Annotated in this window: 21 protein-coding genes; 15 read left to right on the top strand and 6 right to left on the bottom strand. The window is 59.7% G+C overall.

What is annotated here, in order from left to right; all coding sequences use genetic code 11:
• The 5 genes from fhuB to ACM3N8_RS20125 all read right to left on the bottom strand — a co-directional run bounded on the left by fhuB (position 1) and on the right by ACM3N8_RS20125 (position 7,525).
• Positions 1 to 1,983, bottom strand: coding sequence for a Fe(3+)-hydroxamate ABC transporter permease FhuB (gene fhuB, locus ACM3N8_RS20145; RefSeq protein WP_416016533.1), 1,983 nt, complete (start codon positions 1,981 to 1,983; stop codon positions 1 to 3).
• A complete protein-coding gene (locus ACM3N8_RS20140; RefSeq protein ID WP_416016543.1) occupies positions 1,980 to 2,843 on the bottom strand; it encodes an ABC transporter substrate-binding protein in 864 nt (287 codons plus the stop codon). The genes fhuB and ACM3N8_RS20140 overlap by 4 nt, the downstream gene beginning before the upstream one ends.
• A gap of 34 nt (positions 2,844 to 2,877) precedes the next feature.
• Positions 2,878 to 3,642 carry an ATP-binding cassette domain-containing protein gene (locus tag ACM3N8_RS20135; protein WP_103472777.1) on the bottom strand — a complete coding sequence of 255 codons (765 nt, stop codon included), beginning with the start codon at positions 3,640 to 3,642 and terminating at the stop codon, positions 2,878 to 2,880.
• Between the two features lie 46 nt (positions 3,643 to 3,688).
• Positions 3,689 to 5,335 (bottom strand): multidrug ABC transporter permease/ATP-binding protein, encoded by a 1,647-nt coding sequence (locus ACM3N8_RS20130; RefSeq protein WP_416016532.1) that lies wholly within the window; start codon positions 5,333 to 5,335, stop codon positions 3,689 to 3,691.
• 84 nt (positions 5,336 to 5,419) lie between these two features.
• Positions 5,420 to 7,525, bottom strand: coding sequence for a TonB-dependent siderophore receptor (locus tag ACM3N8_RS20125; protein WP_416016531.1), 2,106 nt, complete (start codon positions 7,523 to 7,525; stop codon positions 5,420 to 5,422).
• A gap of 374 nt (positions 7,526 to 7,899) precedes the next feature.
• Here ACM3N8_RS20125 and mioC point away from each other — a divergent pair, with 374 nt between their 5' ends.
• The 15 genes from mioC to glmU all read left to right on the top strand — a co-directional run bounded on the left by mioC (position 7,900) and on the right by glmU (position 21,673).
• Entirely contained in the window at positions 7,900 to 8,349 is a 450-nt protein-coding gene (gene mioC, locus ACM3N8_RS20120) for an FMN-binding protein MioC (RefSeq protein WP_103472774.1), read from the top strand.
• A gap of 509 nt (positions 8,350 to 8,858) precedes the next feature.
• Positions 8,859 to 10,748, top strand: a complete 1,890-nt coding sequence (gene mnmG, locus ACM3N8_RS20115) for a tRNA uridine-5-carboxymethylaminomethyl(34) synthesis enzyme MnmG (protein WP_043557322.1) — start codon at positions 8,859 to 8,861, stop codon at positions 10,746 to 10,748.
• 8 nt (positions 10,749 to 10,756) lie between these two features.
• Positions 10,757 to 11,383: a 16S rRNA (guanine(527)-N(7))-methyltransferase RsmG gene (rsmG, locus tag ACM3N8_RS20110; protein ID WP_043557321.1), complete on the top strand. Its 627-nt coding sequence runs from the start codon at positions 10,757 to 10,759 to the stop codon at positions 11,381 to 11,383.
• A gap of 26 nt (positions 11,384 to 11,409) precedes the next feature.
• Positions 11,410 to 12,213 (top strand): ParA family protein, encoded by an 804-nt coding sequence (locus ACM3N8_RS20105; protein ID WP_416016530.1) that lies wholly within the window; start codon positions 11,410 to 11,412, stop codon positions 12,211 to 12,213.
• Positions 12,210 to 13,118 carry a ParB/RepB/Spo0J family partition protein gene (locus ACM3N8_RS20100; RefSeq protein WP_043557320.1) on the top strand — a complete coding sequence of 303 codons (909 nt, stop codon included), beginning with the start codon at positions 12,210 to 12,212 and terminating at the stop codon, positions 13,116 to 13,118. The genes ACM3N8_RS20105 and ACM3N8_RS20100 overlap by 4 nt, the downstream gene beginning before the upstream one ends.
• Before the next feature lie 190 nt (positions 13,119 to 13,308).
• Entirely contained in the window at positions 13,309 to 13,719 is a 411-nt protein-coding gene (locus ACM3N8_RS20095; RefSeq protein ID WP_010635593.1) for an ATP synthase subunit I, read from the top strand.
• An 8-nt stretch (positions 13,720 to 13,727) separates the two neighbouring features.
• The gene (gene atpB, locus ACM3N8_RS20090; RefSeq protein ID WP_042873491.1) at positions 13,728 to 14,510 is read left to right on the top strand and encodes a F0F1 ATP synthase subunit A; all 783 of its coding nucleotides are present in this window, start codon (positions 13,728 to 13,730) and stop codon (positions 14,508 to 14,510) included.
• 58 nt (positions 14,511 to 14,568) lie between these two features.
• Positions 14,569 to 14,811, top strand: coding sequence for a F0F1 ATP synthase subunit C (gene atpE / locus ACM3N8_RS20085; RefSeq protein WP_005307205.1), 243 nt, complete (start codon positions 14,569 to 14,571; stop codon positions 14,809 to 14,811).
• A 52-nt stretch (positions 14,812 to 14,863) separates the two neighbouring features.
• Positions 14,864 to 15,334 carry a F0F1 ATP synthase subunit B gene (atpF, locus tag ACM3N8_RS20080; RefSeq protein WP_042873489.1) on the top strand — a complete coding sequence of 157 codons (471 nt, stop codon included), beginning with the start codon at positions 14,864 to 14,866 and terminating at the stop codon, positions 15,332 to 15,334.
• Between the two features lie 13 nt (positions 15,335 to 15,347).
• Positions 15,348 to 15,881 carry a F0F1 ATP synthase subunit delta gene (gene atpH, locus ACM3N8_RS20075; protein ID WP_043557318.1) on the top strand — a complete coding sequence of 178 codons (534 nt, stop codon included), beginning with the start codon at positions 15,348 to 15,350 and terminating at the stop codon, positions 15,879 to 15,881.
• A gap of 15 nt (positions 15,882 to 15,896) precedes the next feature.
• On the top strand, positions 15,897 to 17,438 hold the full coding sequence (atpA, locus tag ACM3N8_RS20070) for a F0F1 ATP synthase subunit alpha (RefSeq protein WP_043557317.1): 1,542 nt from the start codon (positions 15,897 to 15,899) through the stop codon (positions 17,436 to 17,438).
• A gap of 43 nt (positions 17,439 to 17,481) precedes the next feature.
• A complete protein-coding gene (atpG, locus tag ACM3N8_RS20065) occupies positions 17,482 to 18,348 on the top strand; it encodes a F0F1 ATP synthase subunit gamma (protein WP_043135297.1) in 867 nt (288 codons plus the stop codon).
• A gap of 33 nt (positions 18,349 to 18,381) precedes the next feature.
• Positions 18,382 to 19,770 (top strand): F0F1 ATP synthase subunit beta, encoded by a 1,389-nt coding sequence (gene atpD, locus ACM3N8_RS20060; protein ID WP_042037168.1) that lies wholly within the window; start codon positions 18,382 to 18,384, stop codon positions 19,768 to 19,770.
• 18 nt (positions 19,771 to 19,788) lie between these two features.
• Positions 19,789 to 20,217: a F0F1 ATP synthase subunit epsilon gene (locus ACM3N8_RS20055; RefSeq protein WP_043135298.1), complete on the top strand. Its 429-nt coding sequence runs from the start codon at positions 19,789 to 19,791 to the stop codon at positions 20,215 to 20,217.
• 94 nt (positions 20,218 to 20,311) lie between these two features.
• The gene (gene glmU / locus ACM3N8_RS20050) at positions 20,312 to 21,673 is read left to right on the top strand and encodes a bifunctional UDP-N-acetylglucosamine diphosphorylase/glucosamine-1-phosphate N-acetyltransferase GlmU (protein WP_098981246.1); all 1,362 of its coding nucleotides are present in this window, start codon (positions 20,312 to 20,314) and stop codon (positions 21,671 to 21,673) included.
• Positions 21,674 to 21,723: 50 nt separating this feature from the next.
• On the opposite strand, the gene creD is transcribed toward glmU, so the two are convergent.
• Complete coding sequence (creD, locus tag ACM3N8_RS20045; protein WP_290019393.1) at positions 21,724 to 23,085, bottom strand: cell envelope integrity protein CreD; 1,362 nt, start codon at positions 23,083 to 23,085, stop codon at positions 21,724 to 21,726.
• Between the last annotated feature and the right edge of the window lie 50 nt (positions 23,086 to 23,135).

The following is a 23,135-nucleotide window of genomic DNA, read 5'->3' as shown; positions in this document are numbered from 1 at the left end:
CTACAGACGGCGCAGGCACCACATGAAGTAAGCGCCCCCTAACAGGGTGGAGACCAGCCCGACCGGCACGTCCTGCGGGAACAGGATCTGCTGGCCGATCCAGTCCGCCGACACCATCAGCAGAGCGCCGGACGCGGCGGCACCGAGCAGGTGCCAGCGTGCCCGCACCAGTCCCATCAGCTTGGCCATGTGCGGGGCCAGCAGACCGACGAAGGAGAGCGGCCCCACCACCAGGGTGGCGCTGGCGGTGAGCACGGCCACCAGCAGCAGTATGGCGAGCTGCGCCCGGTTGAGGCGAATGCCCAATGCGGTCGCCAGCGCCGACCCCATCGGCAGCAGATCGAGCCAGCGGCTGATGAGCAGGCAGGCAGCCAGCATCAATACCGCCAGTGCCACCAGCCCATAGGCCACCGGCAGGGTGACGTAATAGGTGGAGCCGGACATCCAGGAGAGCAGCTGCTGCACCCGTATGTCGCCGTTGGCCAGCGCTATGGCCTGCAGCGGCTCGAACAGCGCCGTGATGGCGATGCCGGACAGCAGGATCCGCTCCGGCTGGAAGCCGTGCTTGCGGTTGACCAGCACCAGCAGCAAGAGACAAACGAAGGCGCCGAGCAGGCCGCCCAGCAGCATAATGGGCAGCGGCAAAGCCGGCAGCAGCAAGGCCGTCGCTATCACCCCCATAAAGGTACCGCCGCTCACCCCCAGCAGCTCAGGGCTCGCCATGGGGTTGTTGCTGACCCGCTGCAGCAGGGTGCCAGCCAGCGCCAGCAAGACGCCGGCGGCACCGGCCGCCAGGGTGCGCGGCAGCCGCCACTCCAGCTGGGCCTGCCACCTGAGCCAGCTCGGCCAGCTCCAGCCATCCATCCCCTGCCCGACCAGCAGGGAGCCTATGATGGCGAGCCCCAGGCCGAGCAGCAGCAAGGTGAGCAGCCGAGTCGGGGCCGGATGCCGTGCGACCGACAGGCCGCTTGCCCCCTTAGGCGAGCCGGACTTCAGGGCCAGCCGCGGGATCAGCCAGAGCAGCAGCGGCGCCCCCAGCAATGCCGTCATGGCACCGGTCGGGATCAGCACGGGCCAGACGTTGCTCAGGGTCTGCAGCAGCAGATCGGTGGCCGTCAGCAGCAGAGCCCCCAGGATTGGCCCCCACAACAGCCGTTGGCCGAGTTGACGGATCCCCAGCAGCCGCACCATGGCCGGCGCCGCCAGCCCGATGAAACCGATCAACCCCACCACGCTCACCACGCAGGCGGTGACGAACACCGCCAGCCCGAGTCCGGCCAGTCGCAGCTGCTGCAAGGAGACACCCAGGCTGCGGGCGCTGGCATCATCCAGCTCCAGCACCGCCAGCGGGCGCACCAGCACAGCCGCCAGCCCCCCCGCCACCAGCAGCCGTGGCAGCAGATAGCTCACTCCGCTCCAGCTGTTCTGGGCCAGGGAGCCACTGCCCCACACCAGCAGTCCCTTCAGCTCCTCCTGAAAGAACAGCAGCAGCCCCATGCTGATGGCCGCCAGATAGAGGTTGATCACCAGACCCGCGAAGACAATGACTACCGGATTGAGCTGACGGCGCCAGGCCAGGGCGAACACCAGCGCCATGGCGAGGCTGCCACCGGCCATGGCGATCCACTCCCGCCCCAGCAGCAGCCAGGAGGGGGCAAACAGGGTCACCATCATCAGCGCCAGCTGGGCGCCGGAGGCCACCCCCAAGGTGGTCGGCGAGGCGAGCGGGTTGCGCAGCACCTGCTGCATCAGGGTACCGGCCAGACCGAGGGCGGCTCCGGCCAGCAGAGTCACCGTCAGCCGGGGCAGCCAGCTGAAGTGCACAACGGCCTGGCGGACATCATCCAGATTGGGCGAGAAGAGGGTCTGCCACCAGAGCGCGCCCGGCACCTGGCGGGCCAGATCCCAGCCAGCGAGCGAAAGAGTCAGCCCCAGCAGGATCAAGGCCGGCCGCAGCAGCGGGGATGGGAATATGTGTTTCATTGGCTATCTCCCCTGGCATCCTGCTGCAATGCCTCGTTGAGCAGGCAAGCGAAGCGGCGGGCGGCGAGCACACCACCGAAGCTCCAGACTGCGGGCAGATGCAGCACAGGTGCCTGCTGCACCAGCGGCAGATGCTGCCACAGGCCGGGCTCCTGCAGACGCTCGCTCACCCCGACGGGGATGGGATCCACCACCACCAGCCGCGCGGCTGGCAGCGCCATGAACTGCTCTATGCTGGCCACCGAGAAACCCCAGGCATTGGTCTCCCCCTGCCAGGCATTGCGCAGGCCGAGTCGCTGCATCACGGCCTCGAACAGGCTGTGGCGGCCGAACACCCGCACGTGGCGCTCATCAATGAACTGCACCACCAGCAGGGGCGGCAGATCCGCGGGCAACTCGGCCCGCATCTGCGCCAGATCCCGATCCAGCCCGGCCAGCAGCCTCTCGGCCTCGGCCGTTTTGTTCACCAGCGCCGCTATGGTCAGGGTCGCCTCATGGAGCCGCTGCCACAGATCGGTTTGCGGATCATAGAGGGCGATGGACTGCACGGGTGCGATGCGGGACAGGGTCTGTGCCAGCGGCGCCGCCAGCGGGGAGATGAGGATGCGATCGGGTTTCAACTCGGCCAGCAGCTCGCGGTTGGGCTGGGCCCGCAGTCCTATATCCACCACCTCGGCCGGCAGCAGCGGCTCGCCGACCCAGGCGCGGTAGGAGCTGACATCCCCCACCGCCAACGGGGTCACCCCCAGCGCCAGCAGGGTTTCGGCTATGGTCCAGTCGACTGTGGCGATGCGGGGTTCCGGCGCGGAGGTGGCATGCACCGCAAGCGGCAGCAGCAGACCGACAAGGCAGAGCGCCATCTTCTTCAATAAACGGTTCAAGAGAGCCCCTCAGTCAGACAATGGCGATGGCGTGGTCATGGGCCGGGTGGCGAATGACCTCCATCGGGATGCCATAGATGGCGTGCAGGGTCTCGCTGGTCATGATCCGATCTGGCTCGCCATGGGTGAGCAGGCGGCCCGAGTGCAGTGCCACCAGCCGATCGCAGAAGCGGGAGGCCATGTTGATGTCGTGAATGACTATGATGACCCCGAGGTTGAGCTGACGGCTGAGCTGCCTGACCAGAGTCAGCACCTCCACCTGATGGGCCACGTCCAGCGCGGCCAGCGGCTCGTCCAGCAGGATAAAGCGGCTCTCCTGCGCCAGCAGCATGGCCAGCCAGACCCGCCCCCGCTCGCCGCCGGAGAGAGTATCCACCAGCCTGTCGGCGAAGCGTTCGGTATGAGTGAGGGCGATGGCCCGCTCGACCTGACGCTGATCCTCCTCCCCCATGCGGCCCAGCAGACCGCGCCAGGGATAGCGACCCATCTCCACCAGCTCGCGCCCGAGCAGGTTCTCGGCGCTCGGCAGATGCTGGGGCAGATAGGCCACCTGACGGGCGAAGTCCCGATTGCCCCACGCCTGCAGCGGCTTGTCATCGAACAGGATCTCGCCGTCACTCAGGGGCTGCTGGCGCGCCAGCAGCTTGAGCAGGGTGGATTTGCCCGAGCCGTTGTGGCCTATGAGGCCATAGACCCGGCCCTGCTCGAAACGCAGGTCCGTTGGGTGCAGCAGCTGGCGGTCGTTTACCGCGAAGCTGGCGGCTTTCATCTCAAACATAAGCAATTCCTGTGCTGGCCTGATGCCAGTCTCATCGGTGCAGGCATCAAGCCGGCACCTCGCAATCCAGATGAGCGACGGCATCCTGGCTGACCTGCTCGCGTCGTTCGCCGGTCAGCTCGATAAGCTGACCCTGGCGCATCTCCAGCAGGCGATCGGCCAACGCGAAGTAGTGATCGTCGTGACTGATGGCGATCACCGTCTTGCCCATCGCCTTGAGGCGCGGCAGCAGCAGCTGATAGAAGATGCGGCGGAACTGGGGATCCTGATCCGCGGCCCACTCGTCAAACAGCATCACCTCACGCTGCTCGGCCAGCGCCAGCAGCAGGGCGACCCGCTTGCGCTGCCCCTGGGAGAGGTCGATATCGGTGATGAAGCCATCCTCGATGGCGAGCTTGCTGCCCATCTGCAACCGATCCAGCCACTCGGCCACCAGCTCGGCCTTGGGCTCGGGCCCCAGCAGGTGCTGGAACAGGTGGTAGTCGGTGAAGATGGCGGAGAAGAGGGCCAGATAGGCGTTGCGATCCGTGACGGGTTCGCCATCTTGCAGGATCCGGCCAGACACCGGCTGATAGAGGCCGGTCAGCAGCATGGCCAGGGTCGACTTGCCGGAGCCGTTGCCGCCTATGATGAAGACTTGCTCCCCCCGCTCGATCACCAGATTGATAGGACCCACGGCGAAACCGCCTTCCCCCTGATAGTGAAAGCTCACCTGCTCCAGCTCGATGCGTTGCCAGGCACGGGGCGCGGGCGGCAGCGGGAAGTCGGGATCCGGCTCGGCCAGCGCCAGTGCGGCTATCTTGTCGAATGCCACCTGGGCGGAGAGCAGGGTCGGCAGGGCGCCAATCCCCTGCAACAAGGGTGTGCGCAGGAACAGCAGGGTCAGCGCGAAGGTGGCGGCCACATTGGTGTTGGCCCAGCCCAGCCCGTTGGCCAGGAAGAACACCAGGCCGATGGCCCCCAGCATCATGATATTCGACCAGTTCACCGCGCTCAGGTGATAGGTGTCGGCGCGGATGATCTGCTGGCGATAGTCACGGGCGTTCTGCTCATAGAGCTGGTGGTAGACGAAATGGGCCCGCTCGCGATTGAGCGCCAGCTCCTTGCTGCCGGCTATGATGGCCTGATAGTTCTGGTAGAGCCTGTCCTCGGCCTGACGCATATGGGACAGGTGGTGATAGACGCGGTTCACCAGCAGCCAGCCCACCACCATGGTGACGGTGACCCAGAGGGCGGTGACGCCGAGCAGGGCCGGCGAGAGCCAGCCGAGATAGAGGGCCGATCCCAGGGTGAGCACCAGCCCCTGCACCAGCTCGGGCAGGCGCACGAAGGCGATGGTGATCTGGCCTATGTCGCTGGAGAGGGACGCCAGCAGCGGCCCCTGGCCAAGTTGGCGAATGCGGGCGACATCGGTATCCAGCAGTTGCTTGAGCAGACGGCCCCGCAACCGGTAGACAAAATGATGACCGAGTGTGGTCAAGGCCAATTGAGAGCCGAGTGTGATCACCAGCAGCAACAGGATCAAGCCAAGCAGTTGGCCAAGTACCGGCAGCGGATCGCCGACGGATTCGACAAGAGAGTGATTGATAAAGGCAATGACGCCGATCCCGCTCACTGCGCTGAGCAGGCTGAGCAGGGTAATGGCGATGAAGGGCCAACGATATTGGCGGTAAACCAGAGACAAGAGTTCCATAACGGACCGGTATTCTAGAGATATGCCAGGAGCAATGTGCAGGGAAAAAGGAGGGCAGGAGCCTGGGCCCCCACCCCTCCTCTATTACCAGCGGTAGTTGATGCTGCCCACTACGCTGCGCGGCTCGCCGTAGTAGCAGTAGTAGTCACAGCTCGCCACATAGGTATCACCCAGCAGGTTGTTGACGTTGAGCTGGGCTCGCCAGTTCTTGGCAAAGTCATACCCGATCATCGCATCCCACACGGTATGGGCTGGCACCTGAGCCGAACCATAGATGGGGGTGTAGTCCGCATTCACGGCACCTATGCCGACACTGGAGCCGACATAACGCACGCCGGATCCCAGTTCCAGACCGGAAACCGGACCCTGCTGCACCTTGTAGTTGCCCCAGAAGGAGGCCTGGTGGCGCGGGATCAGGCTGGCACGGCGATCGCCCTTGCCGGTGTCGTTGGTCTTGGCATCGGTATAGGTGTAGGCGGCGGTGAGACGCAGTGCCTCGGTGGCCTGCACGCTCCCTTCCAGCTCAACGCCCTGGGAGGTCACTTCGCCGGCCTGGGTCTGCTGGCCTGAACCGGTGGAGACCAGCGAGTTGGTCTGCTCCAGATCGAACAGCGCCAGGTTGATGTAGCCGTCGAGGAAGCTGGGCGCGTACTTGACGCCTGTCTCATACAGGGTGCCCTTGAGCGGCTTGTAGGACTCGCTGGTGTTGGGGTCGATCCCGGGCAACACCTCGAACGACTCGGCGTAGGCAATATAAGGAGAGAGACCGTTGTCGGCCAGGTACATCAGGCTGCCGGAGAGGGAGAGCTCGTGATCATACTGCTTCTCGTTCTTTCCCTTGGCTTCGCTGATGTTGTGGGTCTCCACGTAGTCGAAGCGACCGCCGCCAGTCAGCAACCAGCGATCGTCCCAGCGAACCTGGTGCTGGGCGTAGAGGCCGCTCTGGCCCTTGGTGCTCTTCTGGTGGGTGGCGGTGGATTCGTCAAAACCGGGGAAGCCGCTGTAATCCGGGTTCATGGTGTTGATGGAGCCCATGCCGTAGTTGTCGGCTTCCTGGCCTTCATTGACGTGGCGCTGCAGATCCAGCCCCAGCAGCAGGGTCTGTTCCGTGCTGTCGGTGTTCCAGTAACCCACCATCTGGTTGTCCATGGTGGCACTCTTGGTGTTGCCATCCCGGTAGACCAGACCGCGGAAGGCGGTGGTGCCTTCATAGGTCGGGAAGATATAGGTCTGACGCAGCAGCAGATCGTTGTAGTTGAAGCGGACGTTCTGCTTGAACTCCCAGGTCTGGTTGAGCTGGTGAGCCAGCTCGTAACCGGTGGAGATCTGGGTGTTGCGGTTGCGATCGTAATCCGGCTGGCTCAGGTTGGTGGAGGGATCGATCTGGCCCCCGCTGGTATTGAGGGTGCCGTAGACGGGGAAGAAGCCGTTGGTCGGTACCCCTTCGTCGTGCAGCAAGCTGGCCAGCAGGGTCAGGCTGGTGCGATCCGAGAGATCAAAGGTCACGCTCGGCGCCAGATAGACGCGATCGTTGTAAGTACCATCCAGCACGCCATCACGCTCTTTATAGAGGGCAACCATGCGGTAGCGGCTGTTGTCGGTCAGCGCATCGGAGACATCCACCCCGATCTGGCGATGATCCCGGCTGCCCAGTTGTAGATCCAGCAGCCCCTGCGGGGTGGCGGTCGGCCGCTTGCTGATGGCATTGATCACGCCACCGGGAGGCGCCTCGCCGTAGAGGATCGAGGCCGGCCCTTTCAGCACTTCCACGCTCTCCAGGCCGAACGGCTCGGGTGTCCAGACATAGTAACCTGTGCCGAACAGGCGGTTGCCGTCCAGATAGGAGGCGGCATCGAAGCCGCGCACCTTGAACCAGTCGGTATTGTTGTCGGAGCCATAGAGGCCGGTCAGCACGCCGGAGCGGTAGCGCAGGGACTCGTCAAGCTGCTGCACGGCGCGCTGATCCAGATCCTCGCGGTTGACCACTGAGACGGCGCGAGGCGTCTCGGCCATGGGCACTTCCACCTTCATGGCGGTGCCGGTGACCACCATGGTCTCGCTGGCCTTGGGCAGTTCTTTCGGTTGTTCAGCCAGCACTGGCAGGCTTGCCAGCAGGCAGGAGAGCGGCAGCAGATGCTGTGCCCCTCTCTTTCGCATCGCTGCGATTGGGGTGTTTTTTTGCGCAATCATATAAGTGTCTCAAATATCAATGAGTTGTTTCTGGTTTCTTATTATTGGTGCCCGGTCATGCCGGTCGGCCCGGTTCCTCAGGCGAATAAAGCAGCGTCATGCTACTACAGGAGCCATGATCGAATCGATTCAATAATTGCTAATCATTTGCATCTGCATTGTTACTTAACGTATCAAGCAGGCGATTTTCGGGCAGAAGAGGAAGGGAGCAGACGGAGGCATCTCTGCTAAAAAGATCGGAGGAAAGAAGAAAGCGAGGGATCCTGCTTTATATAAGGAAAGAAAAGAGGATCCATTATCCCCAAGCTTTATCCATATTTATCCACACCCTTTGACGGTAGAATCCGGGTTCCGCATTTTTCAGGATCCATTCCATGGCCAAACTCAATCTCGTCGTCGGCTCCATGCTGGGCGCCGCCGAATATGTCGCAGACCACGTCGCCAACCTGCTGGAACAGGCAGGCCATCAGGCCGAGATCCACAATCCGGCCACGCTGGCCGAGGTGCTGGCCGAACCGGACGCCATCCTGCTGGTGGTCACTTCCACCCACGGCGCTGGCGACGTGCCCGACAACCTGCAACCCTTCGCCAAGGATCTTGCCGAGCAGCATCCGGATCTTAATGCCTTGAAATATGGCGTGATCGCCCTCGGCGACAGCAGTTATGACACCTTTTGCCAGGGTGGCAAGACGCTGGATCGGCTGCTGGCCGAGTGCGGCGCCAGCAGGATCGGGGATCGTCTCGACATAGATGTCACCCAGCACGAGATCCCGGAAGATGCCGCAGAAGCCTGGATCCAGGGCTGGATGCCATTGATCGCCTGATCAGGGCCTGGGAGATCCGGCAGAAAAGTCTTGATCTCCCCGTTTATCCCCAGATCGCTATCCACCAGGTTATTAACAGATTGATCCTGACGACTTGTTCTACATGGTTACCCACAACGACCGGGGGTAATGTGCATAACTACAGTGTAAAGCTCTGCAAAACCTATAGTTATCCATGTATGAGATCCAGCTCGCCAGCCGCCTGTGTATAAAAGCACTGGTTATCCCCCTGTTCCCGGGGCCAGGATCCAAGCTTTTCCACAAGCTGAGATCGCCTTTAACCAGATGATCTTTATGATCAAAAAGCGCTTATCAACAGAAATGGTGGATCCTAATAAAAGATCCAATAAAAGATCGATCTAAAGATCCTTAAGATCTATTAAGTGGATCCTCCCTCCATACTGACCGTTAAGTAGACGTTCCCCTCAGGACGCGAAACAGATAGAATGTTCCGCCCCTCAGCCCAGGCAAACAACGATCTTCAGGCGTGCAGATCAAGGTGATCCCCAATGCAATACCATGAACAATTTGATGTGATCGTCGTCGGTGGCGGTCATGCAGGAACCGAAGCAGCAACAGCGGCAGCCCGTATGGGTCTGAATACCCTGTTGTTGACCCACAATATCGATACGTTGGGACACATGTCCTGTAATCCGGCGATCGGCGGGATCGGCAAGGGACACCTGGTCAAGGAAGTTGACGCCCTCGGCGGGATCATGGCGCGAGCCATAGATCTTGGCGGGATCCAGTTCCGTACCCTGAACTCCTCCAAGGGGCCAGCGGTACGAGCCACCCGTGCTCAGGCGGATCGACTGCTCTACAAAGCCGTCGTACGCCAGATGCTGGAGAACTACCCGAACCTGAAGATCTTCCAGCAGGCCTGTGACGATCTGATCATGGACGGGGATCGTGTTGCCGGTGTGGTCACCCAGAGCGGGATCCGCATCAGCGGCAAGACTGTGGTACTGACCGTAGGCACCTTCCTGAATGGCTTGATCCACATAGGGATGGAAAACTACAAGGGTGGCCGCGCCGGGGATCCTCCCTCGATCGCCCTGGCTCAACGGCTGCGCGAGATGCCGCTGCGCATCGATCGCCTCAAGACGGGTACACCGCCGCGGATCGATGCCCGCAGCGTCGATCTCTCCGTGATGCAGGCCCAGTACGGCGATGATCCGCGCCCCGTCTTCTCGTTTATCGGCAACGCCAGCCAGCACCCCCGTCAGGTGCCCTGCTACGTCACCCACACCAACGAGCGTACCCACGACGTGATCCGCAACAATCTGGATCGCAGCCCCATGTACGCCGGGGTGATCGAAGGGATAGGCCCGCGCTACTGCCCGTCGATCGAAGACAAGATCACCCGCTTCGCGGACAAGACGGCACACCAGATTTTTGTCGAGCCGGAAGGCCTGACCACCCACGAACTCTATCCGAACGGGATCTCCACCAGCCTGCCATTCGACGTGCAGGTGCAGATAGTGCGTTCCATTCGTGGTTTCGAAAATGCCCACATCACCCGCCCCGGCTACGCCATCGAATATGATTTCTTCGATCCACGGGATCTCAAGGCCAACATGGAGAGCAAGTGCATCGGCAACCTGTTCTTCGCCGGCCAGATCAACGGCACCACGGGTTACGAAGAGGCCGCGGCCCAGGGCCTGATGGCCGGTTTGAACGCAGGTCTGCGTGCCCAGGACAAGGATCCCTGGCATCCGCGTCGGGATCAGGCCTACATGGGCGTGATGATGGACGATCTCTCCACTTTGGGGACCCGCGAGCCCTACCGCATGTTCACCAGTCGTGCCGAATATCGCCTGCTGCTGCGGGAAGACAACGCCGACCTGCGCCTGACCGCCATCGGCCGCGAGCTGGGTCTGGTGGATGACGAGCGCTGGGGCAAATTCAACGCCAAGATGGAACAGGTGGAGCTGGAGCAGCAGCGCATGCGTTCGACCTGGATCCACCCGCAACATCCGTCGCTGGAGGCGGTCAACGCCTTGGTCAATGCCCCGCTGACCCGCGAGCAGAGTCTGGAAGAGCTGCTGCGTCGTCCCGAGGTGACCTACGATGCGCTGATGGCCATCGAAGGCGTGGGCCCGGCGCTGAGCGATCGCGCCGCCGCCGATCAGGTGGAGATCCAGATCAAGTACGCCGGTTACATCGAACGTCAGCACGACGAGGTGGAGAAGCAGCTGCGCAACGAGAACACCCTGTTGCCGCTGGACATGAACTACCGCGACGTCAACGGTCTCTCCAACGAGGTGATCGCCAAGCTGAGCGATGCCAGGCCGCAGACCATAGGTCAGGCTTCCCGCATCTCCGGCATCACCCCGGCAGCCATCTCCATCCTGCTGGTTCACCTGAAGAAACACGGCCTGCTGCGTAAAACCGCCTGAGGATCCCCATGCTGGAAAGATTGAACGGCCTGCTCATGCAGGCCGGTATTGTTATCACCGACACCCAAAAGACCCAGTTGGTTCAGCTTGTCGAGTTGCTGCACAAGTGGAACAAGGCTTACAATCTCACCTCGGTGCGTGATCCGGACGCCATGCTGGTCAAGCATATCCTCGACAGCCTGGTGGTGAGCCCTCACCTGCACGGTGAACGTTTCATCGATGTGGGCACAGGCCCTGGGCTGCCTGGCTTGCCGCTGGCCATCATCAATCCGGACAAGCAGTTCGTGCTGCTGGACAGTCTGGGCAAGCGGATCAACTTCATCCGCCAGGTGATCCAGGAGCTGGGCTTGACCAATGTGACGCCCGTCAAATCCCGGGTTGAAGAGTATCGGCCCGAGGTGGGTTTCGATGGCGTACTCAGTCGGGCCTTTGCCTCGCTGGAGGACATGCTGACCTGGTGTCATCATCTGCCGTCGGCCCAGGGCAGCTTCTTGGCGCTCAAGGGGCAATACCCCGGGCCCGAGCTGGCTCAACTGCCTGCCAACATACGTCTGGTCGCCTCCCATCAACTGGTGGTGCCGGAACTGGAAGGCGAACGTCATCTGCTGGAATTCAAACATGTCCAGCCCGAATAGGGTCGCAGTTTCATTTAGGGGATAGTGTGGGAAAAGTCATCGCCATAGCCAACCAGAAGGGTGGAGTGGGTAAAACCACCACCTGTGTGAATCTGGCCGCCTCCCTGGCCGCCACCCGGCGCAAGGTGCTGGTGATCGATCTGGATCCGCAGGGCAATGCCACCATGGGCAGTGGCGTCGACAAGTACGAAGTCGAGCGCACCGCCTATGAGCTGCTGATCGAAGACGCCCCCATTGGCGAGGTGATCATCCCCGAAACCTCGGGGGGCTATCACCTCGTCGCCGCCAACGCCGACGTGACCGCGGCCGAAATTCGCCTGATGGAATTCTTTGCCCGCGAGATCCGCCTGCGCAATGCGCTGGCCTCGGTACGGGACAAATACGATTACATCTTCATCGACTGCCCGCCTTCTCTCAACATGCTGACCGTGAACGCCATGGCCGCCGCCGATTCCGTGCTGGTGCCCATGCAGTGCGAATACTATGCGCTGGAAGGGCTTACCGCCCTGGTCGACACCATCAGCAAGCTGGCAGCCGTGGTCAATCCGGAGCTGAAGATCGAAGGGGTGCTGCGCACCATGTTCGATCACCGCAACCGGCTGGCCAATGATGTGTCCGATCAGCTGAAACAGCATTTCGGGGACAAGGTCTATCGCACCATAATCCCCCGCAACGTAAGACTGGCGGAGGCGCCGAGCTTCGGTGCCCCGGCCATGCACTATGACAAATCATCGGTGGGCGCCAAGGCCTATCTGGCGCTGGCGGGCGAGATGCTGCGCCGCCAGGAGCAGGAGCGTCAGGTGACCATCGCAGACCGAGAGAGCATATGACGCCGAAAAAACGTGGACTGGGTAAGGGGCTGGACGCCCTGCTCAGCACCAGCACGGCCGCACGCCAGAAACAGGTGATGAGCGACCAGCGTACCGAGCAGGCCATGGCCCCCACCAATCAGGGTGAGCTGCGCAGGCTGCCGGTGGAGTGGTTGCAGTCCGGCAAGTACCAGCCACGCAAGGACATGTCGCAGGATGCACTGGAAGATCTGGCCAATTCCATCCGCGCCCAGGGCGTGATCCAGCCGATCGTGGTACGCCCTCTCGGCGAGCAATCCTTCGAAATCATCGCCGGCGAGCGACGCTGGCGTGCCTCCCAGCTGGCCCGGCTCGATGTGGTGCCCTGCATTGTCAAGGATGTGCCCGACGAGGCGGCCGTCGCCATCGCGCTGATTGAGAACATCCAGCGTGAAGATCTCAATGCCATCGAAGAGGCGGTCGCCCTGCAGCGGCTGCTGACCGAATTCGAGCTGACCCACCAGCAGGTGGCCGAGGCGGTCGGCAAGTCCCGCACTACTGTGACCAACCTGTTGCGCCTCAACCAGCTCAACGACGACGTCAAGCGTTTCGTCGAACACGGCGATCTCGACATGGGTCACGCCCGCGCCTTGCTGGCGTTGAGCGGCCAGGCCCAGTCCGAACTGGCCAAGCTGGTCGCCCAGAAAGGGCTGACAGTGCGAGATACCGAGAAGCTGGTTCAAAAAGCGCTGGAACCGGCAAAAGCCAGGGTTGAACCCGTCCGTGATCCCCAGTTTGGTTACCTGGAGCGCCAGATTTCAGAAAAAATTGGCAATCAGGTACAACTTCAGCCGGGAAAACAGGATAGCGGCAAGTTAGTAATAAGTTACGAGAACTTGGCGGATTTGGACCGGGTATTGGGCTATTTTGGCCTGTCAGAAACGTGATTTTTACGCTTTTTGTAGTAATAAAACATCCATTCCTTTTGATATGGACATAACCTTGATTCTGTGCGGAAAGCCGCAAAAATTAAGGATTTTTGCCATGTTGCAATAGCTGTCTTCAAGGGTATAATTTGACCGGCTTTTAGGGCTGTAAACACGGGGTCTTCGGATCCCGATTTTTTACAGTTCTGTAATGTTCAGGGGTAGGTTGGTGAAGCAGAAAATAGCCTTGGAAGGTTTGACGCTGGCCTTGGCTATGCTCGTTTGTCAGCTCGTCCTGATCCTGGCGATCAGTACCGTCTGGTTTTACCAGGCCGGTGCGTTTGCCGGACGTTCCTCCCTCTATGGGGGGAGCATGTACTGGGTTCCTCAAGCCCTGTTCACGCTCTGGGTTCTGCGCCGCAAGGTGACGAAGGAGAGTGTGGGCCTGGTTCTGCGGGACTTTTATGGTGGGGCAGGGATTAAGCTCATTACTACAACAGGACTTTTCGCCCTGATGTTTGGCGCCGGGATCGAGGTCGATACCGTCTCGTTCTTTGCCACTTATATCCTCGCCCTCGTTGTACAGTGGATAGTCTCATTCACGCTTAACAACCACTATTAGGAAAACTCATGTCTGCAACCGGAGAAGTCCTGACTCCTCAGGGATATATCTCCCACCATCTGACCCATCTGCAAGTCGGGTCTGGGTTCTGGACAGTCAATGTCGACTCAATGATATTTTCTGTTCTGTTGGGCACTCTGTTTATCTGGTCTTTCCGCCGTGTAGCCGTCAACGCTACCAGTGGTGTGCCCGGTAAGCTGCAGTGCTTTGTGGAGATGCTGGTCGAGTTTGTGAGTGGTAACGTCAAGGACATCTTCCATGGTCGTAACAAGGTCATTGCACCTTTGGGCCTGACGGTGTTTGTGTGGATCTTCCTGATGAACCTCATGGATCTGATCCCAGTTGACTTTATCCCCCACGCTGCACAGTTGATGGGTGTTCCCTATCTGCGTGTGGTTCCCTCTGCTGACGTTAACATCACCATGTCCATGGCTTTGGGCGTGTTCTTCTTGATCCTGTACTACAGCATCAAGGTCAAGGGTATCAGCGGGTTTGTGAAGGAGCTGACGCTTCAGCCTTTCAACCACCCGGCTGCCATCCCGGTTAACTTCATCCTTGAAACCGTCACGTTGATTTCCAAACCTGTTTCTCTGGGTCTACGACTGTTCGGCAACATGTATGCTGGCGAACTGATCTTTATCCTGATTGCGGGTTTGTTACCCTGGTGGTCACAGTGGATCCTGTCCGTGCCTTGGGCAATTTTCCACATCCTGATCATCACTTTGCAGGCGTTTATCTTCATGGTTCTGACCATCGTATATCTGTCGATGGCACAAGAAGACCATGGTTGATGCAACTCAAATAATCCTTTTTATACAATCAATTACATCTAAATAAATGGAGATCCTCATGGAAAACTTGAACATGGACCTGCTGTACATCGCTGCTGCAATGATGATGGGTCTGGCGGCTATCGGCGCGTCCATCGGTATCGGTATCCTGGGTGGCAAGTTCCTGGAAGGTGCAGCTCGTCAGCCTGACCTGATCCCTGTTCTGCGTACCCAGTTCTTCATCGTGATGGGTCTGGTGGATGCGATCCCGATGATCGCCGTTGGTCTGGGTCTGTACGTGATGTTTGCGGTTGCTGGCTAAGTCTCAACGACTCCCAGGCATAACCCATTAACTAACTAAGAGGACATAGGCTGTGAATATCAACGCCACCCTCCTCGGCCAAGCAATTGCTTTTTTCTTCTTCGTAGTGTTTTGCATGAAGTACGTGTGGCCGCCGCTGATGGCAGCCATCGAAGCCCGTCAGAAAGAAATTGCTGATGGTCTCTCTTCCGCAGAGCGTGCCAAGAAAGATCTGGATTTGGCCAAGGCCAACGCCACCGATCAGCTGAAAGAAGCCAAGCTCCAGGCTGCAGAAATCATTGAACAGGCTAACAAACGTAAAGCCCAGATCATTGATGAGGCTGCTGTCGGAGCCCAGACTGAGCGGGAAAAAATCCTGGCTCAGGGCCGCGCCGAGCTCGAAGCTGAACGTCATCGTGCCAAAGAAGAACTGCGTAAGCAGGTTGCTGCTCTTGCCATTGCTGGTGCAGAGAAGATCCTGGCGCGTCACATCGACCAGGCTGCCAACAGCGACATCGTCGACAAACTGGTAGCAGAACTGTAACGGGAACGGGGCTATGTCTGAACTGACTACAATCGCTCGCCCCTACGCCAAGGCTGCTTTCGAGTTTGCCGTTGAGCACAAGGCGGTTGACCAGTGGCTGGGGATGCTCGGCTTCGCTGCACAAGTAGCGGAGAACGAGACCATTCACAACCTGGTGAACGGCTCTGTCGCTGCCGAAGAACTGGCAAATCTCTTTGTCGGTATCTGTGGTGAGCAACTCGACGAGCATGGCCAGAACCTGATCCGGGTAATGGCTGAGAATGGTCGCTTGGGTGTGCTGCCGGCGGTCGTTGCTGAATTTGTAGCGTTCAAGGCTGAACTGGATAAAGAAGTTCAGGCTGACGTGATTTCGGCGACCGAACTGACCGACCAGCAGAAAGCCGCTATTCAGGCTTCTCTGGAACAACGTCTCGCGCGCAAAGTGAAGCTGAATTGCAGCATGGATGCGTCCTTGATGGCCGGGGTGCTCATCAAGGCCGGTGATCTGGTAATCGACGGCTCTGTCCGCGGTAAGCTGGGTCGCATGGCTGACGCGCTGCAATCTTGATTGGGGTATTAGAGCATGCAACTGAATTCCACTGAAATCGCCGAGCTTATCAAGCAGCGCATCGCGCAGTTTGATGTCAAAAGCGAAGCGCGTAACGAAGGTACCATCGTCTCTGTGAGCGACGGTATCATTCGTATTCACGGCCTGGCCGATGCCATGCAAGGTGAGATGATCGAGCTGCCGGGCAACCGCTTCGCTCTGGCATTGAACCTGGAGCGTGACTCCGTCGGTGCTGTGATCATGGGTTCCTATGACGGTCTGTCAGAAGGAATGAAAGTAAAAGGCACTGGCCGTATTCTGGAAGTGCCGGTCGGTCGTGGTCTGTTGGGCCGGGTGCTGAACACCCTGGGTCAGCCGATCGACGGCAAAGGTCCGGTCGACAACGACGGCTTCTCGCCGATCGAAGTGATCGCCCCGGGCGTTATCGAGCGCAAATCCGTTGACCAGCCGGTTCAGACCGGTCTGAAAGCCATCGATGCCATGATCCCAATCGGTCGTGGCCAGCGTGAGCTGATCATCGGTGACCGTCAGGTGGGCAAGACCGCCATCGCGATCGACACCATCATCAACCAGAAAGACTCCGGCATTAAGTGTGTCTACGTTGCGATTGGCCAGAAGGCCTCCACCATCGCCAACGTGGTGCGCAAGCTGGAAGAGCACGGCGCGCTGGCCAACACCATCGTCGTTGTTGCTTCTGCCTCCGAAGCCGCTGCCCTGCAGTACCTGGCACCCTATGCCGGTTGCTCCATGGGTGAGTACTTCCGTGACCGCGGTGAAGACGCGCTGATCATCTATGATGACCTGTCCAAGCAGGCCGTAGCTTATCGCCAAATCTCCCTGCTGCTGCGCCGTCCGCCAGGACGTGAAGCCTATCCGGGTGACGTTTTCTATCTGCACTCCCGTCTGCTTGAGCGTGCTGCTCGCGTCAACGCCGAGTACGTAGAGAAGTTCACCAATGGTGCCGTGAAAGGCCAGACCGGTTCTCTGACCGCGCTGCCGATCATCGAAACCCAGGCCGGTGACGTATCTGCATTCGTACCGACCAACGTGATCTCCATCACAGATGGTCAGATCTTCCTGACGTCACAGCTGTTCAACTCCGGTATTCGTCCGGCGGTTGACCCGGGTATCTCCGTATCCCGTGTGGGCGGTGCCGCTCAGACCAAGATCGTCAAGAAGCTGTCCGGTGGTATCCGTACCGCACTGGCCCAGTATCGCGAACTGGCGGCATTCGCCCAGTTCTCTTCCGATCTGGACGATGCGACTCGCAAGCAGCTGGACCATGGTCAGAAAGTGACCGAGCTGATGAAGCAGAAACAGTACTCTCCGATGAGCGTGGCCCAGCAGTCGCTGGTGCTGTTCGCCGCCGAGAAAGGCTATCTCTCCGATGTCGAGCTGAACAAGATCGTCGACTTCGAAGCCGCTCTGCTCTCTTACGCCAATACCCAGCATGCTGAGCTGATGGCTGAAATCAATGCCAAAGCAGACTACAACGACGCGATCGTTGGCAAGCTGACTGCGTTGCTGGATGACTTCAAGGCAACCCAGACCTGGTAAGCGTGTGTGGCAGCGCGAGCTGCCACCTGATGGAGAGTAAGAGATGGCCGGCGCAAAAGAGATACGTAACAAGATCGGGAGTGTGAAAAACACTCAGAAGATCACCGGCGCTATGGAAATGGTGGCAGCAAGCAAGATGCGCCGTGCGCAGGAACGCATGTCTGCCAGCCGTCCGTACGCTGAAACCATGCGCAAGGTGATCGGCCATATCGCCCAGGGGAACTTGGAATACAAGCACCCCTACCTCATGGAACGTGAGGTCAAGCGAGTGGGTTACATAGTCGTCTCCACCGACCGTGGCCTGTGTGGCGGTTTGAACATCAACCTGTTCAAGGCTGCCCTCAATGATATGAAGCAATGGAGCGCGAAAGGTGCCAAGGTTGACCTGGCTCTGATCGGCAACAAGGCCTCCAACTTCTTTGAACGGCACGGCGCCAAGGTGAAAGCTCATGTCGCAGGACTGGGTGACAACCCGAGCGTCAATGACCTGATTGGTTCAGTCAAGGTCATGCTGAAGGCTTACGACAACGGTGAGATTGACAAGCTGTACCTGGTGTACAACAAGTTCGTCAACACCATGGTGCAGCAACCACGAGTCGATCAACTGCTGCCTTTGCCCGTAACTGAAGACAGCAAGCTCGCCAAGAAGCAACACTGGGATTACCTCTATGAGCCGGATCCCAAGCAGCTGCTGGATACCCTGTTGATTCGCTATGTCGAATCCCAGGTGTACCAGGGGGTGGTAGAAAACTTGGCAAGTGAACAGGCAGCCCGAATGGTTGCCATGCAAGCCGCGACTGACAACGCCGGTAACCTGATTAACGATCTGCAACTGGTATACAACAAGGCCCGTCAGGCCAGTATTACCCAGGAGCTGACAGAGATCGTATCCGGTGCTGCTGCGGTGTAAGGCAAGGGTTATCAAAGGTTTAGAGGATTTGACATGAGTAACGGTTTCATCGTCCAAATCATCGGCGCTGTGGTGGACATCGAGTTCCCGCAGAATGCCGTGCCCCAGGTGTACGATGCACTGAAGGTCGTCAGCGAAGGTCAAGGCCTGGGTCTGGTGCTGGAAGTGCAGCAACAGATCGGCGGCGGCGTCGTTCGTTGCATCACCATGGGCTCCTCCGACGGTCTGCGTCGTGGGTTGGAAGTAATGAATAGCGGTAAATCCATCCAGGTGCCGGTCGGCGTATCGACTCTGGGTCGGATCATGAACGTACTGGGCGATCCGATCGACGAAAAAGGTCCGATCGGTGAAGAAGAGCGTTGGTCCATCCACCGCGCGGCCCCCAGCTACGAAGATCAGTCCAACAGCAACGATCTGCTGGAGACCGGCATCAAGGTTATCGACCTGGTATGCCCGTTCGCCAAGGGTGGTAAGGTCGGTCTGTTCGGTGGTGCCGGTGTCGGCAAGACCGTCAACATGATGGAGCTGATCCGTAACATCGCCATCGAGCACAGCGGTTATTCCGTGTTCGCCGGTGTTGGTGAGCGTACCCGTGAGGGTAACGACTTCTACCACGAGATGATGGAGTCCAACGTACTGGACAAAGTATCTCTGGTTTACGGTCAGATGAACGAGCCGCCCGGAAACCGTCTGCGCGTGGCGCTGACCGGCCTGACCATGGCCGAGAAGTTCCGTGACGAAGGTCGTGACGTGCTGTTCTTCGTGGACAACATCTACCGTTACACCCTGGCCGGTACTGAAGTATCCGCACTGCTGGGCCGTATGCCGTCCGCAGTAGGTTACCAGCCGACCCTGGCCGAGGAGATGGGTGTTCTGCAAGAGCGCATCACCTCCACCCGGACCGGTTCCATCACTTCAGTCCAGGCCGTTTACGTGCCTGCGGATGACTTGACCGACCCGTCTCCGGCGACCACCTTCGCCCACTTGGACGCCACCGTCGTTCTGTCCCGTCAGATCGCGGCTCTGGGTATCTACCCGGCCGTTGACCCGCTGGACTCCACCTCCCGTCAGCTGGATCCGCTGGTGGTAGGCAAGGAGCACTACGAGACCGCTCGTGGTGTACAGACAGTACTGCAGCGCTACAAAGAGCTGAAGGACATCATCGCCATCCTGGGTATGGATGAACTGTCAGAAGAAGACAAACTGACCGTAGCCCGTGCCCGTAAGATCGAGCGTTTCCTGTCCCAGCCGTTCTTCGTGGCAGAAGTGTTTACCGGTTCTCCGGGCAAATACGTGCCGCTGAAAGAGACCATCCGTGGTTTCCAGGGCATCCTGAAAGGCGAGTACGACGATCTGCCTGAGCAGGCGTTTTACATGGTTGGCAGCATCGACGAAGTCGTCGAGAAATCCAAGAAACTGTAAGCCTCGATAGGAGGGCCCATGGCTGAGATGATCTCCTTTCACCTGGATGTGGTGAGCGCCGAAGGGAAACTTTTTTCCGGTCGGGTGCAATCTGCTCAGGTATCAGGCTCCGAAGGTGAGCTGGGTCTCCGTCACGGTCATGCTCCGTTGCTGACTGCCATCAAGCCGGGCCTGGTCCGCTTGATCAAGCAAAATGGTAGCGAAGAGGTGCTGTATATTTCCGGCGGCATGCTGGAAGTGCAACCCGAAGCCGTGACCGTGCTGGCGGATACTGCGATTCGTGCCAACGATTTGGATGAGGCGAAAGCCCAGGAAGCCAAACGTGCGGCCGAAGAGCGGATCCACAGCTCCCATGGTGATATCGACTATGCCCAGGCCGCTACCGAGCTGGCCAAGGCGATGGCCCAACTGCGGGTTATCGATATCGTCAAAAAGAATTACCGTTAAGTTCGGTGATGCAAAAAGCGACCTTCGGGTCGCTTTTTTTTTACTCGTTGGATAGACTCCGCCGAGTATTTATTCATGTTCCAAAGGTCGAGTTATGTCCCTCAATGTCGTGATCCTGGCGGCGGGTAAAGGCACCCGCATGCGCTCAGCCCTGCCCAAAGTGCTGCACCCGGTAGCCAATAAACCCATGGTTTCCCATGTGATCGACACCGCCCGCAAGGTCGGTGCCGAGCAACTGCATCTGGTCTATGGCCACGGTGCCGAGCTGCTGAAGGAGCGGATCCAGGCCGCCGATCTGAACTGGGTACTGCAGGCCCAGCAACTGGGTACCGGTCATGCCGTCGCCCAGGCCATCCCGTTCTGGAAAGATGAGGATGACGTGCTGGTGCTGTACGGCGACACCCCGCTGATCCAGCCGGAAACCCTGCAACGGCTGCTGGCCGCCAAGGCCGATGACGGCATGGCGCTGCTGACAGTGGTGCTGGACAACCCGACCGGTTATGGCCGCATAGTGCGCGCCAACGGCCAGGTGGTCGGCATTGTCGAGCAGAAGGATGCCAACGCCGAGCAGCTCGCCATTCGCGAGGTCAACACAGGCGTGCTGGTGGCCAACGGCGGCCAGTTGCGTCAATGGCTGTCACGTCTGGACAACAAGAATGCCCAGGGCGAGTTCTATCTGACGGATGTGATCGCCATGGCGCACGGGGATAATTGCCCCATCGCCGCCGTGCATCCGGACCATGCCATGGAAGTGGAAGGGGCCAATAATCGAGTTCAACTGGCTCAGTTGGAGCGCAGTTATCAGCAAATGCAGGCCGAGCAGCTGATGATCGCCGGCGTCACCATGATCGACCCCGCACGCTTTGATTTACGGGGAGTTTTGGAAATTGGCGAGGAAGTGGTTATTGATGTAAATGTCATCATTGAGGGCAAGGTAACGCTCGGCAACCATGTGCGCATCGGGGCCGGCTGCGTACTGAAGGATTGCGTGATCGGCGACCACACCGAAGTGAAGCCCTACTCCGTCATTGAGGGCGCCCAGGTCGCGGATCAGTGTTCGGTCGGTCCATTTGCCCGCTTGCGTCCCGGCTCCGTTCTGGAGCAGGATGCGCACGTTGGCAACTTCGTCGAGATGAAAAAATCCCGTCTCGGGGTTGGTTCCAAGTGTGGTCATCTCACCTATCTGGGGGATGCAGAGATCGGCGCCAAGGTGAACATCGGGGCCGGTACCATCACTTGCAACTACGACGGGGTCAACAAGTTCCAGACCATCATCGAGGACGATGTGTTCGTCGGTTCCGATACTCAATTAGTAGCACCAGTTCGCATCGGCAAGGGAGCAACCCTGGGTGCGGGCTCTACTATTACCAAGGATGTGGGTGAGCATGAACTCGTGATTACCCGGGTACCCCAACGCCACATCCGCAATTGGGCTCGTCCGGTCAAGAAGAAGTGATGCCCGATCAATGAAATGCAAACCGGCGCCTGATGGCGCCGGTTTTGTTTTTAGCTCTCCTGCTTGGTGGCGGGGAGCGTCGGGACACTTCCCATCACCCGATACCAGTCCAGCTTGCGGGTCAGCACCATGACAAGCGTCAGTATGGCGAACAGCAGCAGGGCGCCGAGCAGCAGGGCTGTCTCCTGTGCTTGCAGCAGGCCGAACAGGATGGCGTAGACCAGCCCGAGCAGGGCCGCGAAGCCGAGCCCCTGTTTGGGGCCGCCCAGCACATGGCTGAGATAGAAACCGTTGAGGGCAACGCTGGCAACGCTGGCAATCAGGTAGGCCCAGCCAAAGCCGAGGTGCTCGGTCAGCGCCAGCAGCACCAGATAGAAGATGGCCAGCCCCATGCCCACCAGGGCGTACTGGATCGGGTGTACCCGCAATCCCCTGAGCAGCTCGAACATGAAGAAGCTGAGGAAGGTTAGGCCGATGAACAGCAGGGCATACTTGGCCGCCCGCTCGTTCAGCTGATAGTGATCCACCGGTTGTACCAGGCTGACGCTGAAGGCGGGCAGATCGCCGCCGGCGCCCTTCATCATGCGGTTGAAACGGGTCTCCATGTCGGTGGCGAACCAGCTGCTCTGCCAGCTGGCGTCGAACCCCCGGGCTGTGAGGGTGCGGCTGCCCGGCAGAAAGTCACCGATGAAGTTGGGATGAGGCCAGTTGCCGCTCAGCTGCAGCTTGCTGTCCTGGCCGAGGGGCACCACTTCCAGCTCATTCATTCCCTGCAGATCCAGCTCGATATGAAAGGCGTCCCCCTCACCCGGTAGGGCATTGAGCGGCGCATGGATACCGGCCAGACCGTCACCCAGCAGGGCGCCGGGGCTGAAGGCGATGCGCTGCTCACCCAGCTGCAGTTCCGGCACGCTGTTGATGCCGCGGGCATCGGACAGCACCAGGCTCAGATAGGGGGTACCCGCCACCAGCGCCGGATCGGCGCCATCGACGGTCAGGTCTGGTTCGCCGCTTATCAGGGCCTTGCCGTTCAGCCCGGTGGGCAGGCGCCCCGAGAGGGAGAGCCGGGTGTGATAGACCTGAGCCTGATAGATGCCGAGCTTGCGGGGGGTGACCTCCATGCTGGCCCGCACATCCAGCTGCTCCGGCAGCAGGTAGCGGTAGAGCTGCAGCTTGCGCTCGAAACGCTTGCCATCCTGCTCCACGGTGACTGTGCGGGTGTAAGGCTGCACCACGACAGGCCCCAGCAGCCGCTGCGGACCGCTGCTGCTGGCCATGATGCTGTGGATGGCCTGACTGCGATAGGCCTGACGCTCCCGGTTCAGCTCCATGATGGATTGCACCGGCACCATCAGCAGCAGGCTGAGCAACAGCAGCAGAAAGATTTTGTGGCTGAATATCTGTTTGACCATGACACGTCTCCTTGTTGACGGGAACAAGTGTGTCTGGCTCGGGTGAAGAG

It is taken from the genome of Aeromonas sp. A04, from assembly GCF_047780465.1.
GTDB classification, from domain to species: Bacteria; Pseudomonadota; Gammaproteobacteria; order Enterobacterales; family Aeromonadaceae; genus Aeromonas; species Aeromonas bestiarum.
The sequence above is the reverse complement of the archived record's forward strand: the minus strand, read 5'-3'. Positions and strand labels throughout refer to the sequence as shown.

Bases quoted from the DNA above. Each gene is read 5' to 3' on its own strand.
- atpE (WP_005307205.1), top strand. From the start codon at position 14,569: ATGGAAAACTTGAACATGGACCTGCTGTACATCGCTGCTGCAATGATG.
- fhuB (WP_416016533.1), bottom strand. From the start codon at position 1,983: ATGAAACACATATTCCCATCCCCGCTGCTGCGGCCGGCCTTGATCCTG.
- atpA (WP_043557317.1), top strand. From the start codon at position 15,897: ATGCAACTGAATTCCACTGAAATCGCCGAGCTTATCAAGCAGCGCATC.
- creD (WP_290019393.1), bottom strand. From the start codon at position 23,085: ATGGTCAAACAGATATTCAGCCACAAAATCTTTCTGCTGCTGTTGCTC.
- ACM3N8_RS20125 (WP_416016531.1), bottom strand. From the start codon at position 7,525: ATGATTGCGCAAAAAAACACCCCAATCGCAGCGATGCGAAAGAGAGGG.
- mioC (WP_103472774.1), top strand. From the start codon at position 7,900: ATGGCCAAACTCAATCTCGTCGTCGGCTCCATGCTGGGCGCCGCCGAA.
- glmU (WP_098981246.1), top strand. From the start codon at position 20,312: ATGTCCCTCAATGTCGTGATCCTGGCGGCGGGTAAAGGCACCCGCATG.
- ACM3N8_RS20055 (WP_043135298.1), top strand. From the start codon at position 19,789: ATGGCTGAGATGATCTCCTTTCACCTGGATGTGGTGAGCGCCGAAGGG.
- ACM3N8_RS20100 (WP_043557320.1), top strand. From the start codon at position 12,210: ATGACGCCGAAAAAACGTGGACTGGGTAAGGGGCTGGACGCCCTGCTC.
- ACM3N8_RS20140 (WP_416016543.1), bottom strand. From the start codon at position 2,843: ATGGCGCTCTGCCTTGTCGGTCTGCTGCTGCCGCTTGCGGTGCATGCC.
- atpB (WP_042873491.1), top strand. From the start codon at position 13,728: ATGTCTGCAACCGGAGAAGTCCTGACTCCTCAGGGATATATCTCCCAC.
- rsmG (WP_043557321.1), top strand. From the start codon at position 10,757: ATGCTGGAAAGATTGAACGGCCTGCTCATGCAGGCCGGTATTGTTATC.
- ACM3N8_RS20095 (WP_010635593.1), top strand. From the start codon at position 13,309: ATGTTCAGGGGTAGGTTGGTGAAGCAGAAAATAGCCTTGGAAGGTTTG.
- atpG (WP_043135297.1), top strand. From the start codon at position 17,482: ATGGCCGGCGCAAAAGAGATACGTAACAAGATCGGGAGTGTGAAAAAC.
- mnmG (WP_043557322.1), top strand. From the start codon at position 8,859: ATGCAATACCATGAACAATTTGATGTGATCGTCGTCGGTGGCGGTCAT.
- ACM3N8_RS20130 (WP_416016532.1), bottom strand. From the start codon at position 5,335: ATGGAACTCTTGTCTCTGGTTTACCGCCAATATCGTTGGCCCTTCATC.
- ACM3N8_RS20135 (WP_103472777.1), bottom strand. From the start codon at position 3,642: ATGTTTGAGATGAAAGCCGCCAGCTTCGCGGTAAACGACCGCCAGCTG.
- atpH (WP_043557318.1), top strand. From the start codon at position 15,348: ATGTCTGAACTGACTACAATCGCTCGCCCCTACGCCAAGGCTGCTTTC.
- atpD (WP_042037168.1), top strand. From the start codon at position 18,382: ATGAGTAACGGTTTCATCGTCCAAATCATCGGCGCTGTGGTGGACATC.